The following is a 16,674-nucleotide window of genomic DNA, read 5'->3' on the forward strand; positions in this document are numbered from 1 at the left end:
TATCTTAATCGTAATAATCATCATAGTCTTCATAGTTAATTTCATCATCTTCCTCTTCATCATCTTGATTTTCAAATTGTTCAGTTTCAAAATAAGAAAGATTTTCTTCAATTTCATTGGCTAATAGCGCTGGGTTTACTTCGGTTAAATTATCAACATGATAATTTTCTTCATCCAAAATCAGCATTTCTTCTACCATTTGTTCTTCAATAATTTCAAATTCTTCAATTGGTAATCCCACTGTGATTGCCACAGGTTCTGGGGTAATTTCTATTTTTGGTTTAATTTTATCTTTTAATTTAACTTGTAAAGCCGTAAGTTCCTCGGCGGTTAAATTACCATTTCATAAAATTTCAATTTGTTTAGTTAATGCTTCATTGTAACTCATAATATTTAGTTTTCATTTCGTTAACTTCGCAACTAATTTGGCAGCACTACCACCTTTCCCAATTGCTAATGATAATTGTTCATCTGGAACAATAACATTCGCTTCTTTTCCTTCTTCATTAGTTATAATTGAAATTACTTTTACTGGTGATAATGAGTTAATAATAAATTGTTGACTATTATCATTATAAATACAAATATCAATTTTTTCATCTTGTAATTCCGCTGTTACTTTATTAATCCGGCTTCCCTTGCTTCCAACACAAGCTCCAATTGGATCAATATTATCATTTGTACTATAAACCGCAATTTTACTACGGCGCCCTGGATCACGGGCAATTTCTTTAACAGTAATTACTTGTTCAAAAATCTCGGGAATTTCGCGTTCTAATAAACGATATAAAAAATCATTGCTTGTTCGAGAACCAGTAATTTGACCGGCATTTTTTGACTTAACAACATCTTCGGCTAAAAAGATAATTGCTTGGCCAACTTCAAAATGATCAGAAAAGATTAAATTCTTGCGGGAAATATAAGCAAATGTTCGTTCAACTTCGACTAATAAGTATTTTTCTTCCGCGGCAATGACAACACCAGTCATTAAATGCCCTTTTTGGACAATATATTCATCAAATATTGAATCCTTTTCGGCTTCTTTAATTTGTTGTTTAATAATTTGGCCAGCTTGGAAAATTATTAACCGAGAAAATTCTTCAGAGTTAACTGGTTCATAAATTTTATCATCAATCGTAATTTCGTCCCCGTATTTTGCTTTTGCTTCATTTAATCCAATTTCTAATAAGTCATCTTCAACTTTTTTGACAACAGTTAATTGTTTGTCAACTTTAATTTGTCCTGTTTTTTGATCAATATCAACAACAATTGTTGCTTCAGGATCAAAATGTTTTTCATAAGCCTTTTTAATTCCTTCTTTAATTGATTCTAAAATTAAATCACGGCTAATTTGTTTTTCACTAACAATTTCATCAATTGTTGTTAATACTTTTGTACCATCAATCATACTATATAATGTTCCTTTCTTAAAATTTAACCGCACAACGCGCAAATTTAATATTTTGATAAGTTATTTGTAACGTTTTACGAGCACCTTTGATAAAATAAGTAACAGTAAGATTCTGTTCCTGATTAACCATTCTTAATTCACCAATAACATCAGCTAAATTATTGACTTTTTCCTTAAATTCCAAATAAACATATGCATTAAGAGTTTGTTGTAATTCATTTCAATCTCGTAATGGTCGTTCCGCTCCAGGTGTTGAAACTTATAACAAATACTCTTCTGAAAATAAATCAAGGTTATCAACCAGATGATTAATTTCTTCGTTAATAATTGTTAACCGATCTAAATCAAGTCCGGTTGTTTGATCTTCAATTAACACTTGCACAACATTTGTTTCAAATTCTTGTAAAAAATTAATGGTAAACAATGTTAAGTTTTGCTCGGTTAAGTAATTCGCTAACGCGGTTCTTAATTGTTGCTCTTGTAGTATAAATTGTTCCATCCAACACCATCCTTTCTTAATCAAACATAACTAAATTTATGGCATTAAAGAAAGAGCACAATTGTGCTCTTTCCTGACCCTTTTTAATTACATTATTATTATAATCCTTTATTAATAAAAAGCAAGCATATTTTTTTAAATCCATTTTAAACGATTTCACTAATTATGTATACTGTAAAAATAAATCATAAAAAGTTAACTATTAATTTAGTTAACTTTTTTAAGTTAATTTTTAAGTTAATTATAGAAGGTTGAAATTATGCAAATAAAGCAATATTTAATTTTGCGGTCTTAGTGAAAAAGTATGGTAAAGATATTGTTATTAATACTGTCAATAAGATTACAAATGATATTGAAATTAAAAAGTAAAGAATAAATTATCCCGCGTAATTTACAATTTTCAATTAATTTTCAATTACTTCCAACTGGTGGTTGTTGTGGTTTGGGTTCTGGTTTATTACTCGCCGTTTTCAGTATTATTTGGTTTTTCGTAACTAATTAATGATGTTGTACTTGTTGCTTTTAATCCGATTGCTCCTAAAATACTTAAAATGTTATAATTATTGCACAATAATTATAACATTTTAAGTATTTTAGGAGGTAAAGTGTGAAAAAATATGAAAGATTAGATTTTAATAAAAGAGTAAATTTGTAAAAATTAAAAGATAATGAATTATTTAAAAAGGAAAATGGAACAATTAATATTCGAAAAATTGCTAAGCAAATGAATAGAGATTATAGAACTATTTGGCAAGAATTAAATATATTTTGATAATATTAATGATTATAATGCTGCAAAAGGACAAAAAATACATGATAAAAATAAAAAACAATGTCGTAAATATTCAATGTTAAATTCACAAGAATTAAGTCATTTTTCTAATGAATATAATAATTTTAGTCGTTCGCCACAAAATATTATTACTTCGTATGAATTACAATATAATGTAAAATTTGGTGTATGTTTTAAAACAATGTATAAATATATTAAATTAGGTTATTTTAATTTAAAAAAAGAAATGTTATTTTTTAAAAATAAAAAAAAAACAAAAAATGGGGAACAAAATGATAATTATGGAAAATTACTTAATATTAGAGATTATAAGCAATTTTTAAATGATTATGGAAATGATTTAAGTTTTAGTGGAATTTGAGAAATGGATACTCTTGATTGTGGTAATTTTTATTTGTTAGTTTTAGTAAATCGTAAATAAAAAATACTTTTTTATCATATTTTATTTAGTAAAAAGGCAAGTATTGTATTTTAGCTGTAGACTGCACCCAAAAAAGTAAGTAAAGAAAAAAAGTCTTTGCTAAACTTTAAAGGAGGTGCATTTTTATTAAATCTTAGTTTGGACTTTGTTTGGGAATCTTGCCAAACAATTCATGAAAGGCTTGTTTTCAACCAACTTTGCTAGCATGAACCAAAAACTCATTACTAGAAATAATAAAAGTACACAAGACAATTGGCACAACATAAATTCAATAATATCATGTTGGTGGTGCAACCTCATTTGTATCATTTGCTGCAATAAAAATATATTGAAAAATAGGCGTTCAAAATAACATTAACAATTGGGTTGAAGTTGTATAAGTTGCTCCAGCCATTGCTAAACAAGCATAATATAAAATTCGCGAACTACCCATAATAAGCCCCCCTGCAATGAAAATTAAAGCATAATCGTAATATTGAAAATTCGCAAAAACTTTATACCCATCTACGAAACTTTGATGAGAAAAAACCGCGGCAATTGGAGTTCCCAATAATAACATTAATAATGTTGAAGATCCCGTCTTAATGGAAACTGTCTCATGATTTGAAAACTTAATTTTAGAAGAACTCATTAAATGTGACATCCCTACTACTTCCATTGCATAAAAAGCAGTTGTTACTAAAGCTAAACACATCCCGCCAATCGACGATCAATCTAGGCTTTCTTCAAGGGCAAAATGAATTGACATTCCGATAATTAAAAATGTTGAAATTGCTAATGCAGTCCAAGTATATTTACTTTGACGAGCACGAAAGAAAATAGCACTTCCAACCGCCGCTAAAATAACATTTAAGTTTAATAATAATCCTGGCACTGTTCCATCTGTTCCATCATGATTAGTAATTGTTAATAATACTGATAATTGAAAAAAAACCATCGCAACTGGGCCACCTAAGAAACCATATAAAACAACTAGTCATGTTTCTTTATGACGAAGTAATTTAAAAAAATTAATAAAAATTTTGGGCTTATAAAAAATAAATATCACAAAAACTGCCATTATTTCTTGCACTGTAACATAAAAAGTAACATTAATTGGTGATGCTAAATCTCCATAGAGTCCATGTGTTGGAATAATATATAACATTAAGGGGATAATAGAATACCCAACAGCAGAAATTAATCCATATAAAATCCCTAAAATAATACGTCGCTTTATTCGAATTGTATCTAATTCATTTTTTGTAAATTTTTCTTTTTGTAGCAGTTGTCCCTCTGCGTTAACCTGATCTGCCATATTTATACTTACCTAATCCAATCTTTTTTTGCTAATATTGATATAATTTCACTTTTCCTTTAAAATTATTAGTTATATCTTACACTAAACATAAAAAAAGTTAAACTCTTTTAACTTTTTTTATGTTTTTTATTTAATTTAAATAATATAATTATGAAATTATAATTTCAAAGCAGAATTTTGTTTGGGTTTTAGTTCATTCGAAAAGAGTTGGATTAACAGCAGTAGCTCTAGTGTATACTGTAAAACTAAATCATAAAAAGCTAATAAAATTATAACAAATTAAAAATAAAAAACAATAATCACAAAAAAATTAAATTAAAAACATTTTTTTAATATTTATTTTTAAAATTATAAAATTAAACACAACAAAAAATAAATTTTACTAATCTTAACAAGCACTAATTTAATTTAAAAAAATTTTTTTAAAATATTTTCTTGATGTAAAATTTTCCAAGCAAGGTCTAATTCTGGTATTTAATATATCTAAAATAGATTTTAATCTACTACGAATATTAATTAATGGCTCATTTTGACCCAATCAACGCCTTATATCTCTATTTATTCTTTCTACTAATGCTTTCTGACGAGGTTTACCAGGATCACAAAAATAAACTCTTATTTTAAAGTGTTTTTCTATTGTTTTTCATCTATAAAATTATTTTCCTCTATCGGTTAAAATACAACTAAATTTACTAATACAAATTTGTTTAATCATTTTCATTAAAATTGAAATTAGACTGCACCCAAAAAAGTAAGTAAAGAAAAAAAGTCTTTGCTAAACTTTAGAGGAGGTGCATTTTTATATGGCAAGAAAAGGACAAAAATTTAATAAATATACAGCATATTTTCGAAAAATGATAGTACAAGAGGTTAAAAATAATAGTATAAGTTTTATTGCAAAAAAATATCAAATTAATAAAAAAACTGTTGCTTCATGGTATGAAAATTTTAAGAAAGGAATTTTAAACACCAATAAAGGTCCAAAAGAATCATTTGAAAAAAGAGATTTAAACTATTACAAAGTTAGGTATGAATTACTAAAAAAGCTTCATGACTTTTACAATTAAATAAAAGAAAAATTGTATCTTTTATCAAAGAAAACATTAATAAATATCCACTAAATTTATTACTTGATATAACAGATTTAAAGCGTAGTTATTGAGATAAATATAAAAATTATTCAAGTAATGGTAAGGATAGCGAATCATTAAAAAATATTGTAAAAGTCTATGAAGAAAATTTAAAACAATTTGGTTATCGTCGAATTACCAAATATTTAAAAGAAGATTATGGCATTGTTTATAATGCTAAGAAAGTATTGCGAATTATGAAAGAAAATAATATTCAAGCTGAATATGTAAAGCGTATGCGTAGAAAAATATTAATAAAACAAAATAGAAATAAAAATATAATTAAATATCCTGATTTAGTAAATCGTAATTTTAATGATATTAAAGAAAGATTTTCAATTTTATTTACTGATGTAACTTATTTAATTTGAAATGGTAAAAAACATTATCAATCAACAATACTTGATGGATATACTAAAAAAATTATTGATGTAAAATTATCAAAATTTAATAATAACAAACTTGTAATTGATAATTTAAATGATGCAATTAATAAAATTAAAAAAATAAAAAAATATTTAAATAAAATAATAATTCATTCAGATCACGGATATCAATATACATCTAAAGATTACAATAGTAAATGTTTAGATAACAAAATTATAATTTCAATGGGTAAAAATTATCATTATGCAGACAACATTATTATTGAAAGTTTTCATTCATTACTTAAAAAAGGAACAATCCATAATAAAAATTATAAATCTCATAATGAATATATTAATGATGTTAAAAAATGAAATAAATTATATTCAAACCAAAAAGAAAAATATATAATAAATGAAAGTTTGTAAACCTTTTTATTAATACTTACTAAACAGGGTGCAGTCTAATAATACCATAATTAGACCTTGCTTGGAAAATTTTACATCAAGACAATATTTTAAAAAAATTTTTTTAAATTAAATTAGTGTTTGTTAAGATTAGTAAAATTTATTTTTTGTTGTGTTTAATTTTATAATTTTAAAAATAAATATTAAAAACAATATTTTTAATTTAATATTTTTTGTGATTATTGTTTTTTATTTTTAATTTGTTATAATTTTATTAACTTTTTATGATTTAGTTTTACAGTATACAGGAGAAATAATGAAAAAAAATCAAGAAATGGAAATAGAAGGTATTGTTGCCAAGAAAATTAAAGGGCAAAATTTTTTAACAAATCCTTATTTTATTAATTTAATTGTTGATAGTGCCTTTGATTTACCAAAAACAAATATTTTAGAAATTGGTCCCGGGATGGGAGCCTTGACAAGTTATATTTTGGCAAAAGGAAATAAACTTGTCTGTGTTGAAATTGATTCGGATTTAGTAAAATACTTAACAGTAAAATTTAAAGATCAAAACTTAAAAGTTATTGAGGCTGATATTTTGAATCTTGATTTAGAGACATTATTTTTAACAGAATTTTTCGATAATAATCCAATTAGTATTATTTCTAATATTCCTTATTATATTACTTCACCAATTATTTTTAAATTATTAAAAATAAAAAATTCAAAAGTAACAGAGATTATTTTAATGATGCAAAAAGAAGTTGGAGAACGAATTATGGCACAACCAAATTTCAAAGCTTATAATAGCTTTTCGGTTGTTTGTCAGTTCTATAGTGATATTGAAAAAGTTAGTTTAGTTGGACGAAATAATTTTATGCCCGTTCCAAAAGTTGATAGTATTGTTTTAAAATTTAAATTAAATAAAAAATATCCAAGCTTAAAGGATGAAGAAGAATTTATTAACTTTGTTCGGATGATGTTTGCAACAAAACGAAAAACAATTTTAAATAATTTATCAGGCATTGTTAATGATAAAACCTTAGCATCAGATGTTTTACTGAAATTACACTATTCTTTAAATTTACGTTCTGAAAATTTAAGTTTAAATGATTTTTATATTTTATTTGTATATTGTAAAACTAAATCATACAGAGTAGACTGCACCCAAAAGAGTAAGTAAAGAAAAAAAGTCTTTGCTAAACTTTAAAGGAGGTGCATTTTTATATGGCAAGAAAAGGACAAAAATTTAATAAATATACAGCATATTTTCGAAAAATGATAGTACACGAGGTTAAAAATAATAGTATAAGTTTTATTGCAAAAAAATATCAAATTAATAAAAAAACTGTTGCTTCATGGTATGAAAATTTTAAGAAAGGAATTTTAAACACCAATAAAGGTCCAAAAGAATCATTTGAAAAAAAGAGATTTAAACCTATTACAAAGTTAGGTATGAATTACTAAAAAAGCTTCATGACTTTTACAATTAAATAAAAGAAAAATTGTATCTTTTATCAAAGAAAACATTAATAAATATCCACTAAATTTATTACTTGATATAACAGATTTAAAGCGTAGTTATTGAGATAAATATAAAAATTATTCAAGTAATGGTAAGGATAGCGAATCATTAAAAAATATTGTAAAAGTCTATGAAGAAAATTTAAAACAATTTGGTTATCGTCGAATTACCAAATATTTAAAAGAAGATTATGGCATTGTTTATAATGTTAAGAAAGTATTGCGAATTATGAAAGAAAATAATATTCAAGCTGAATATGTAAAGCGTATGCGTAGAAAAATATTAATAAAACAAAATAGAAATAAAAATATAATTAAATATCCTGATTTAGTAAATCGTAATTTTAATGATATTAAAGAAAGATTTTCAATTTTATTTACTGATGTAACTTATTTAATTTGAAATGGTAAAAAACATTATCAATCAACAATACTTGATGGATATACTAAAGAAATTATTGATGTAAAATGATCAAAATTTAATAATAACAAACTTGTAATTGATAATTTAAATGATGCAATTAATAAAATTAAAAAAATAAAAAAAGATTTAAATAAAATAATAATTCATTCAGATTACGGATATCAATATACATCTAAAGATTACAATAGTAAATGTTTAGATAACAAAATTATAATTTCAATGGGTAAAAATTATCATTGTGCAGACAACATTATTATTGAAAGTTTTCATTCATTACTTAAAAAAGGAACAATCCATAATAAAAATTATAAATCTCATAATGAATATATTAATGATGTTAAAAAATGAAATAAATGATATTCAAACCAAAAAGAAAAATATATAATAAATGAAAGTTTGTAAACCTTTTTATTAATACTTACTAAACAGGGTGCAGTCTAAAGAGCAAAGACTTTTTTTCTTTACTTACTTTTTTGGGTGCAGTCTATATTGTATTAACAATTTTAATGAAAATGATTAAATAAATTAGTATTAGTAAATTTAGTTGTATTTTAACCGATAGAGGAAAATAATTTTATAGATGAAAAATAATAGAAAAACACTTTAAAATAAGAGTTTATTTTTGTGATCCTGGTAAACCTCGTCAGAAAGCATTAGTAGAAAGAATAAATAGAGATATAAGACGTTGATTGGCTCAAAATGAGTCATTAATTAATATTCGTAGTAGATTAAAATCTATTTTAGATATATTAAATACCACAATTAGACCTTGCTTGGAAAATTTTACATCAAGACAATAATTTAAAAAAATTTTTTTAAATTAAATTAGTGTTTGTTAAGATTAGTAAAATTTATTTTTTGTTGTGTTTAATTTTATAATTTTAAAAATAAATATTAAAAACAATATTTTTAATTTAATATTTTTTGTGATTATTGTTTTTTATTTTTAATTTTTTATAATTTTATTAACTTTTTATGATTTATATTTTACAGTATACACTGTAAAATATAAATACCAAATCAAATAAAAATGAATTCAAAATTGCAAAATATTTATTAATATCATAGCCGTTATATAAAAAAGATATTTTGCAATATCTTTTTATTTTACAATTAATGAAGGTTGTGTCATTTCTGCAGGAATTTCTTCCCCTAATAAATCTAAAATTGTTGGGGCAACATCAGCAATAGCTGGGTTATCTTCACGTAATTTGATTCCTGCTTTTGTAATAATAATTGGCACTAACTGGGAAGTATGTTTCTTATTTGGGCCACCAGTTTCGTCAATCATAACTTCAGCATTACCATGATCAGCGGTAATAATCATAATTCCATTAACTTTTTGGATTACTTCATAAATTTTACCAAGACAATTATCAATTGCTTTAACCGCTTTAATTACGGCGGGTAGCATTCCAGTATGCCCAACCATATCACAATTAGCAAAATTTAAAATAATAACATCAAATTCATTGCTTTGAAGTTTGGTAATTAATTTATCAGTAATTTCATATACTGACATTTCTGGTTTTAAATCATATGTGGATACTTTTGGTGATGGGATTAAATCTGCTGAGGCCCCAGGTAAAGTAATTTCTGCTTGAGTCGCTAAACCATTTTTAAAATAATCTTTTCCCCCATCAAAGAAAAATGTAACATGCGCAATTTTTTCTGTTTCAGCAATTCGTAATTGACGATAACCTTTTTTGCTTAATCATTCGCCTAACCCATTAACAACTTCAATTGGTTTAAAAGCAACATGTTTTGAAGCAACTGTTTCGGCATATTCCATCATTGAAACAAAATAAATATCTTTTAATTTTAGCGTAAAATAAGTTTCTGCTTCATTGCCTGGAAAAGCAGGATTTGTTAATGCTGAAGCAATGGCAATCGCACGATCAGGGCGAAAATTAGCAAAAAAGACCCCATCACCCGCTTTAATATATCCTTTTGGCGCATTAACATTATACGCTGGCATTAAAAATTCATCATTACGTCCAGCAGCATATTCGCGATCAATATATTCGATTGGATCACTAAATTCTGCCCCTTTTCTGGCAACTAAAACATCATAAGCCACTTGTACACGGTCATATTTTTTATCACGATCCATCGCATAATAACGTCCCGCAATTGTGGCAATAACCCCAACTTTTAATTGTTCCTGTAATTGTTGAAATTGTTCAAGATAAATTTTAATACATTCTGGTTTAGTATCACGACCATCACCGAAAACATGTAAATATATTTCTTTTAAGCCTTCTTGCACCGCTAATTGATACGCAGCAAAAATATGGTTAACGTATGAATGAACACCACCATCCGAAAATAATCCCATAATATGAAAAGCCCCATTATTTTTTTTCGCAAAATTAATTGCTGCTAAAATTTCTGGGTTTTGCTTAAATGTTCCATCTTTAATTGCTTTATTAATTAAAGTTAATGATTCATATTTAATCCGCCCGGCTCCCAAATGAATATGGCCAACTTCAGAATTTCCCATTTGTCCTTCTGGCAAGCCCACTCATTCTCCCGAGGCATGCGCTGATACTAATGGATATTTTGCCTTTAACATTTCAACATTCACCATATGTCCTTGCGTAATAGCGTTCCCTTCCGCATCAGGGGCAATTCCTCACCCATCAAGAATTACCAATAAAATCGGTTGTTTTTCTTTCATTCTCCTCTTTCTCCTTTTTTCCTAAACAATTATATAATTATTTTTTATCATTGAGAACATATTTTTCAATTATTTTTGCCACACCACCTGTTTCAACGCTACTTGTTACTTCCTTGGCAATGGCTTTAATTTGTTCTTGTCCATTACCCATTGCAATTCCTAAACCAACACTTTTAATCATTCAATAGTCATTCATACTGTCCCCAATTGCCATCATTTCCGATAAAGCAATCTTTCATTGGGTTGAAATTCATTTTAGTCCAGCTAATTTACTAATTCCAGGAGCATTTATTTCTGCTGTCTTTGCTACATTAATTGCAATCTCAATTTTCTCGGCACGAGCAGCAATAATAAATTGATCGTTTTCATCAACATCCATCACAATACATTTGTAACTTGTGTTCTGAATTTCAACTGCCGAATCATACTGAATAAACTCCCCGTTAAAAAAGACTAATTCAGGATTTTGTTCCGCAACAGGATCAAAATTAACAATAACTTTTGTTAAATCATCAATATAACATCATAATTTCTTATAATATTTCTCTGCTAATTGAAATAAAAAATTAACTTGCAACACTGATAAAATTTGTTGATAAGCTATTTTATTGGCTTTAATATCATAAATACACGCCCCATTGAAACCAATAAAGTATTGCTGAAAATAATCCATTTTCACTCGTAATGCTTCAGATAAGGAAGTCAATACTGGCCGCCCTGTTGCAAAAACAACTCGTACTCCCATTTCTTGTGCTTTAATAATTGGTTCAATATTTATTGCATGAATCTCTTGGTAAAAAGAACAAGCAGTACCATCCATATCCAATGCAATTAATTTAATCTTAGTCATAATTCCCTACTTTCTATTTTAAAAAACTTATAATTATATTGTAAAAAAACCCATATTTGAAAATATGATTTAAAAGTTAATTAATAATCCATACAATTACTCCCTAATTGCTGTTTTAATTTCAGTGGCAGTTTCTGCTTTAAGTAATCAATCTTTAATTTGGGGACGAAAACCATAAATAGCTCCGACACAACTGCCTAAAATAATTAACACCCCAAACAGAGTAAGAAAAACAACTAACCCTGAGCGTGATTTTTTAGTTCAATTTTTACATTGACATTTAACCTCGGTAGAATTAGCATCAATATTTAATTGATGACTTGTTTTGTTTCTTCCTGGTTGATTTTTATCATTGTTAATTAAATCTGCCGCTTTAACTGAATTACCATTTTTAATATTAGCAATTTTTTCCGCAATTGTTTGATTTTGGACTCCTTGTCCTGTTGTTTGTTGGCCATTTCCTGGCGAAGAATTTAAACCCTGACTATTTTGTTGTTCGTAGCAATTAACATTCCCGTGTTGTTGATATTGTTGTTGGAATGATGTTCCACTCTGATTAACATTATTGATTGCATTATAATTCTGAGCCCCAATATTTTGTTGATATTGTTGCACCCCAGAATTTTTTTGTGGTCCAAATTGTGGTGGACGTTGCATTAAATTTTGTTGTTGCAAATATTGTTGTGATTGCCCTCTTTCTGAAGTAGTTATCGGATGATAATTTTGATTAGAATTGTTTGGTTGATATTGTTGCACCCCAGAATTTTTTTGTTGTGAATATTGTTGTGATGAAACATTTTGTCCTAAATGTTGACCATATTGTTGTGCAATTTGTCCTCCTTCGACAGAATTCATTGGATTATAATTCTGATTAGAATTATTTTGTTGATATTGTTGTTGCGATGAAGCATTAAAAATATTTCCCTGGTTAAGAGAAACTTGTTGTTGATTACTTTCTGGTTTGTTGCCTAAACCATTATTAAAAGAATGTTTAAAATTCATTTTGTGCCCTTCCATTTTATTCATAATTACATACTCTTTATTTTCATATACTTTATACTATGATTATACCATAAAAGGCCCCCTTTTAAGATAATATTGCCTTTGTAAAAACATTGTTAATGATAATGCTTGGGCGTTTACAATTATATAAAATATCATATAAAGTTTCAAACAACGGTAAAGTAATATTATTAGCTTGCGCGTCTAACACAATTGTTTTACAAGTTAAAACTCCTTCGACTGTTTTTGGATAACTCGCTAAAACTTTTTCCGCATCATCAGCTTGGCCAATTTCAAAACCAAGAGTATAATTTCGTGATTTTTTAGAAGTAACCGTTAAAATTAAATCCGCTAAGCCGGCAAAGTTTAAAAAAGTTTCAATCCGGGCTCCTTTTGCATTTGCAAAAAGTTTAATCTCATTTAATCCCATCGTAATTAATGATGCTTTAGCATTATCTGATTCATAAAGACCATTAAAGATTCCTGAAGCAATAGCAACAGCATTTTTCAAGGCAACAGCATATTCAGCGCCAATCACATCAGTGTCAGCAAAAGTAACAAAATATTCATTATTAAACAATCCTTGAACTTCTTGGGCAATACCAAGATCATTGGAAACTGCCATAATGCAAGTCGGTTTTCGTTGTAATACTTCCTTAGCAATACTTGGTCCATAAATACCAGCATATGCTTTTAAAATGCTTGGACTAATTAATTTAACAATTGATTTTGATAAAATTTCATGTGTTTCAGGGTCTAAGCCCTTTGCAACATTAATGATAACAACGGGTTTTTTCACTGTTTGATTAATTTTATCAATAATTGGTTTAATTGCCACAACAGGAATTCCTAAAATAATATATTCGGCATCTTCCACTGCTTCACCAAAATTTGTTGTTGCTTTAATTTCTTTATTAATTTTTAAATCCGCAAAAAAATGACGATTTAAATGATCATCATTAATATCATTAACTTCTTTGTTTTCAATACCATACATAATAACATTATGGTCGTTATCTGTTAAAACATTTGCTAAGACAGTTCCGTATGCACCGGTTCCAATAATAGTGATATTCTTTTGTTCTTTTTTCATCATAATCTACCTCATTACTTTCTCTCTCTAAATAATATTTTCATTGGGACCCCATCAAAACCAAAATACTCACGAATTTGATTTTCAAAAAACCTTTTATAAGAAAAATGAATATATTTTGGATTATTACAAAACATAATAAAAGTCGGAATCATACTCTCGGGTTGTGTTGCATAATAGATTTTTAAACGACCACCATTAAAATCTGGCGGGGGATTTAATAATTGAACTTTAACTAAAATTTCATTTAAAACACTAGTTTTAACCCGCTGGGTTAACCCAGCATAAACTTCATCAATTGTTTGAAATAAAAGATGCAAACGTTTTTTTTCTAATGCCGAAACAAAAACCATTTTAGCATAATTTAAATATTTAAAATAACCGCGGATACTTTTTTCAATTTTTTGCATTGACTGATCATCTTTTTCAGCTACCGCATCTCATTTATTAACAACTAAAATAATTGGTTTATTTTGTTCAAAGGCAATTCCAGCAATATTAGTATCTTGATCAGTAATAGGAATTGTACCATCAATAATTAGTAAAACAAGATCACTTCGTTCAATAGCACTAACAGCCCGTAGAACACTATATTTTTCGAGCTTTTCATAAACCTTTCCCTTGCGGCGAATACCAGCCGTATCAATTACAGTATAAAGTTGGGTATTTCGTTTAAAACTGGTATCAATTGAATCGGTAGTTGTTCCCGCAATTGGTGAAACAATTACACGTTCTTCACCTAAAATGGCATTTGTTAAGGAAGATTTCCCAACATTTGGTTTTCCAATTAATGAAAAATGAATCCCTTCTGTTTTTGGTTGAACGGGAATTTGATCTAAATGCGAAATTACTTGGTCTAATAAATCTCCCACCCCAATTCCATGGACTGCTGACACCGCAATTGGCTCGCCAAATCCTAATGTCATATATTCATACAATTCACTTTCTTTTTCTTGTTTATCATATTTATTAATAACTAAAAGAACTGTTTTTTTTGCTCGATATAAAATTTTAGCAATCATCTCATCATCGGAAGTAATCCCTTCTTTGTATGATAAAACAAAAATAATAATATCTGCTTCTTCAATTGCAATTTCAGCTTGCATTTTAATTTTTTGGGCAAACATTGCTATATTATTTAACGTAATTCCACCAGTATCAATAATTAAAAATTCACGGGTCAATCATTCTGAAAAAGCATAAATGCGGTCACGCGTCACACCAGGAGTATCTTCAACAATGGCAAGCCGATTTTTAATGATACGATTAAATAATGTTGATTTCCCAACATTTGGCCGTCCTATAATTGCAACAGTTCCTTTTTGTGCCATTTATTTCCCTGCTTTCTGATAAGTACTTACTACTTGATAAATTTTTGCTACTGTTTCAGCAAATGTTAATCCACTACTATCAATAACAATTGCGCCCGGGGCAATTGTTAATGGCCCTACTGTTCGGGTTGTATCAACATAATCCCGTTCAGTTAATTTTGCTGTAATTTTTACTAAACTATTAGGAGTAATATGATTTTCCTTATTTTGATTTCATCGTCGTTCCGCACGCGCGACAATACTAGCTGTTAAATAAATTTTTACTTCAGCATCAGGTACTATAACCGTTGTAATATCACGGCCAACAACAACATTCCCTTTCTTAATAACTAATTTTCGTTGCAAACAAACCATTGTTGTGCGAATAAAATCAATCCCCGTAATTTTGTTGATATTATCAAGAACGATATTGGTTTGTAACTTGTCAGTAACATCAACATTATTAACATAAACTTGATTATTAATAACTTGATATTTAAAGTGTGCTAATTGTGCTTGCAATTGATGATGGTTTGTAAAATCAACGTCCCCTTTGACACAAAAATAAGTAAAGGCACGATAAGTTAAACCAGTATCAATAAACTGATAATTTAATTTTTTAGCCAATTCATAACCAGCAGAGGATTTACCACTACCAGCTGGCCCATCAATCGCAATATTTATTTTCATCATCTTCTCCTATTTTCTATAACATAAAGATTAAAGCTATACAAACTATCAATAAAACAATTAGTAAAACCATCGTACTAAATAAAACTTTATATCGTGGTTTTATCTTGCGATAAACAACTAACACATTATTATGTTTTTCCTCTAACAACGCGCTTGAGTCTTTTAACATTTCTGCTGTTGGTCGTTGATCATTTTTACGCATATACGCAATTGTACTAAATTCAATATTAGCAGAATTAATTTTAAAATCATTATTTTCTGCTTGAATTTTATCGCTTATGCGATGATATGTAATTTTTTCCGCTAAAATACTTTCTAAAATTGCTTGATATTTCTGATAAGTTGGTTTATTTAACAAAGTTTCCGTAATTAAAATATTATGCATAATATCACCAGCATCTTGTTCATTTTTTTGATTAGTTTGAATTGTTGCCTTTGTTGTATTAACAACTTGTTCTAACAATTGTTGCAAATCATATTTAAAGTCAGATGCATAAGGTTGTTCATCCGGATTTTTGTCCAAATATACTTTTTCTCAACTAAATTCTTGTTCAAAGTTTAATTTAACACTACCAAAAAAAGTCTCATCAATAGCATTTAATTTCGTCATATAACTATTAATGATCTGATTTGTTTGATTAATTTCTTGATCTATTTCAATCTCCTTCTTAATCATTTCACGTAGCTGGGCGAATTTCTCCATTCTAGTTTCCATATTAAACCTCCAACATTGTATACTGTAAAACTAAATCAGTCAAAAATTGACTGATT

The 16,674-nt window shown here is 27.4% G+C and carries 18 protein-coding genes and 3 pseudogenes; 9 read left to right on the forward strand and 12 right to left on the reverse strand.

Annotated features, from left to right (window positions below):
- Nucleotides 1-4 precede the first annotated feature (4 nt).
- The 3 genes from nusA to AACK78_RS00610 form a co-directional block, all read right to left on the reverse strand.
- The gene (nusA, locus tag AACK78_RS00600; protein ID WP_338955588.1) at nt 5-1,408 is read right to left on the reverse strand and encodes a transcription termination factor NusA; all 1,404 of its coding nucleotides are present in this window, start codon (nt 1,406-1,408) and stop codon (nt 5-7) included.
- 19 nt (nt 1,409-1,427) lie between these two features.
- Nucleotides 1,428-1,595: a hypothetical protein gene (locus tag AACK78_RS00605; RefSeq protein WP_338955590.1), complete on the reverse strand. Its 168-nt coding sequence runs from the start codon at nt 1,593-1,595 to the stop codon at nt 1,428-1,430.
- 75 nt (nt 1,596-1,670) lie between these two features.
- Complete coding sequence (locus AACK78_RS00610; RefSeq protein ID WP_338955592.1) at nt 1,671-1,910, reverse strand: hypothetical protein; 240 nt, start codon at nt 1,908-1,910, stop codon at nt 1,671-1,673.
- A 165-nt stretch (nt 1,911-2,075) separates the two neighbouring features.
- Between AACK78_RS00610 and AACK78_RS00615 the strand changes: the two genes are divergently transcribed.
- Nucleotides 2,076-2,279: a hypothetical protein gene (locus AACK78_RS00615; RefSeq protein ID WP_338956513.1), complete on the forward strand. Its 204-nt coding sequence runs from the start codon at nt 2,076-2,078 to the stop codon at nt 2,277-2,279.
- A 289-nt stretch (nt 2,280-2,568) separates the two neighbouring features.
- Nucleotides 2,569-3,121, forward strand: a pseudogene (locus AACK78_RS00620) (IS30 family transposase); the annotation flags it as partial.
- A 136-nt stretch (nt 3,122-3,257) separates the two neighbouring features.
- On the opposite strand, the gene AACK78_RS00625 reads toward AACK78_RS00620, so the two are convergent.
- The gene (locus AACK78_RS00625) at nt 3,258-4,421 is read right to left on the reverse strand and encodes a hypothetical protein (protein ID WP_338955597.1); all 1,164 of its coding nucleotides are present in this window, start codon (nt 4,419-4,421) and stop codon (nt 3,258-3,260) included.
- A gap of 406 nt (nt 4,422-4,827) precedes the next feature.
- Nucleotides 4,828-4,962 carry a hypothetical protein gene (locus AACK78_RS00630; RefSeq protein WP_338955599.1) on the reverse strand — a complete coding sequence of 45 codons (135 nt, stop codon included), beginning with the start codon at nt 4,960-4,962 and terminating at the stop codon, nt 4,828-4,830.
- Nucleotides 4,963-5,227: 265 nt separating this feature from the next.
- Here AACK78_RS00630 and AACK78_RS00635 point away from each other — a divergent pair, with 265 nt between their 5' ends.
- The 7 genes and pseudogenes from AACK78_RS00635 (at nt 5,228) to AACK78_RS00655 (ending at nt 8,677) form a co-directional block, all read left to right on the forward strand.
- Nucleotides 5,228-5,491 (forward strand): transposase family protein, encoded by a 264-nt coding sequence (locus AACK78_RS00635; protein ID WP_338954390.1) that lies wholly within the window; start codon nt 5,228-5,230, stop codon nt 5,489-5,491.
- Between the two features lie 173 nt (nt 5,492-5,664).
- A pseudogene (locus AACK78_RS07165) lies at nt 5,665-5,730 on the forward strand (hypothetical protein); the annotation flags it as partial.
- Nucleotides 5,731-5,751: 21 nt separating this feature from the next.
- Nucleotides 5,752-6,348 (forward strand): DDE-type integrase/transposase/recombinase, encoded by a 597-nt coding sequence (locus AACK78_RS00640; protein WP_338955601.1) that lies wholly within the window; start codon nt 5,752-5,754, stop codon nt 6,346-6,348.
- Nucleotides 6,349-6,643: 295 nt separating this feature from the next.
- A complete protein-coding gene (gene rsmA / locus AACK78_RS00645; protein ID WP_338955603.1) occupies nt 6,644-7,510 on the forward strand; it encodes a 16S rRNA (adenine(1518)-N(6)/adenine(1519)-N(6))-dimethyltransferase RsmA in 867 nt (288 codons plus the stop codon).
- Nucleotides 7,511-7,554: 44 nt separating this feature from the next.
- Complete coding sequence (locus tag AACK78_RS00650; RefSeq protein ID WP_338955605.1) at nt 7,555-7,794, forward strand: transposase family protein; 240 nt, start codon at nt 7,555-7,557, stop codon at nt 7,792-7,794.
- Nucleotides 7,795-7,993: 199 nt separating this feature from the next.
- A pseudogene (locus AACK78_RS07170) lies at nt 7,994-8,059 on the forward strand (hypothetical protein); the annotation flags it as partial.
- Between the two features lie 21 nt (nt 8,060-8,080).
- Nucleotides 8,081-8,677 (forward strand): DDE-type integrase/transposase/recombinase, encoded by a 597-nt coding sequence (locus tag AACK78_RS00655; RefSeq protein WP_338955607.1) that lies wholly within the window; start codon nt 8,081-8,083, stop codon nt 8,675-8,677.
- A gap of 700 nt (nt 8,678-9,377) precedes the next feature.
- Here AACK78_RS00655 and gpmI read toward each other — a convergent pair.
- From gpmI to AACK78_RS00690, 7 genes are all read right to left on the reverse strand, one after another.
- Nucleotides 9,378-10,955, reverse strand: coding sequence for a 2,3-bisphosphoglycerate-independent phosphoglycerate mutase (gene gpmI / locus AACK78_RS00660; protein WP_338955609.1), 1,578 nt, complete (start codon nt 10,953-10,955; stop codon nt 9,378-9,380).
- Between the two features lie 37 nt (nt 10,956-10,992).
- Nucleotides 10,993-11,805, reverse strand: coding sequence for a Cof-type HAD-IIB family hydrolase (locus tag AACK78_RS00665; RefSeq protein ID WP_338955611.1), 813 nt, complete (start codon nt 11,803-11,805; stop codon nt 10,993-10,995).
- A 96-nt stretch (nt 11,806-11,901) separates the two neighbouring features.
- A complete protein-coding gene (locus tag AACK78_RS00670) occupies nt 11,902-12,831 on the reverse strand; it encodes a hypothetical protein (RefSeq protein WP_338955613.1) in 930 nt (309 codons plus the stop codon).
- Nucleotides 12,832-12,892: 61 nt separating this feature from the next.
- Nucleotides 12,893-13,903 (reverse strand): NAD(P)H-dependent glycerol-3-phosphate dehydrogenase, encoded by a 1,011-nt coding sequence (locus AACK78_RS00675; protein ID WP_338955616.1) that lies wholly within the window; start codon nt 13,901-13,903, stop codon nt 12,893-12,895.
- Between the two features lie 11 nt (nt 13,904-13,914).
- The gene (gene der, locus AACK78_RS00680; protein WP_338955618.1) at nt 13,915-15,231 is read right to left on the reverse strand and encodes a ribosome biogenesis GTPase Der; all 1,317 of its coding nucleotides are present in this window, start codon (nt 15,229-15,231) and stop codon (nt 13,915-13,917) included.
- The gene (gene cmk / locus AACK78_RS00685) at nt 15,232-15,900 is read right to left on the reverse strand and encodes a (d)CMP kinase (protein ID WP_338955621.1); all 669 of its coding nucleotides are present in this window, start codon (nt 15,898-15,900) and stop codon (nt 15,232-15,234) included.
- 16 nt (nt 15,901-15,916) lie between these two features.
- Nucleotides 15,917-16,618, reverse strand: a complete 702-nt coding sequence (locus tag AACK78_RS00690; RefSeq protein ID WP_338955623.1) for a hypothetical protein — start codon at nt 16,616-16,618, stop codon at nt 15,917-15,919.
- Nucleotides 16,619-16,674 lie beyond the last annotated feature (56 nt).

The organism is Spiroplasma endosymbiont of Polydrusus cervinus, from assembly GCF_964019755.1.
GTDB lineage: Bacteria > Bacillota_I > Bacilli_A > Mycoplasmatales > Mycoplasmataceae > Spiroplasma.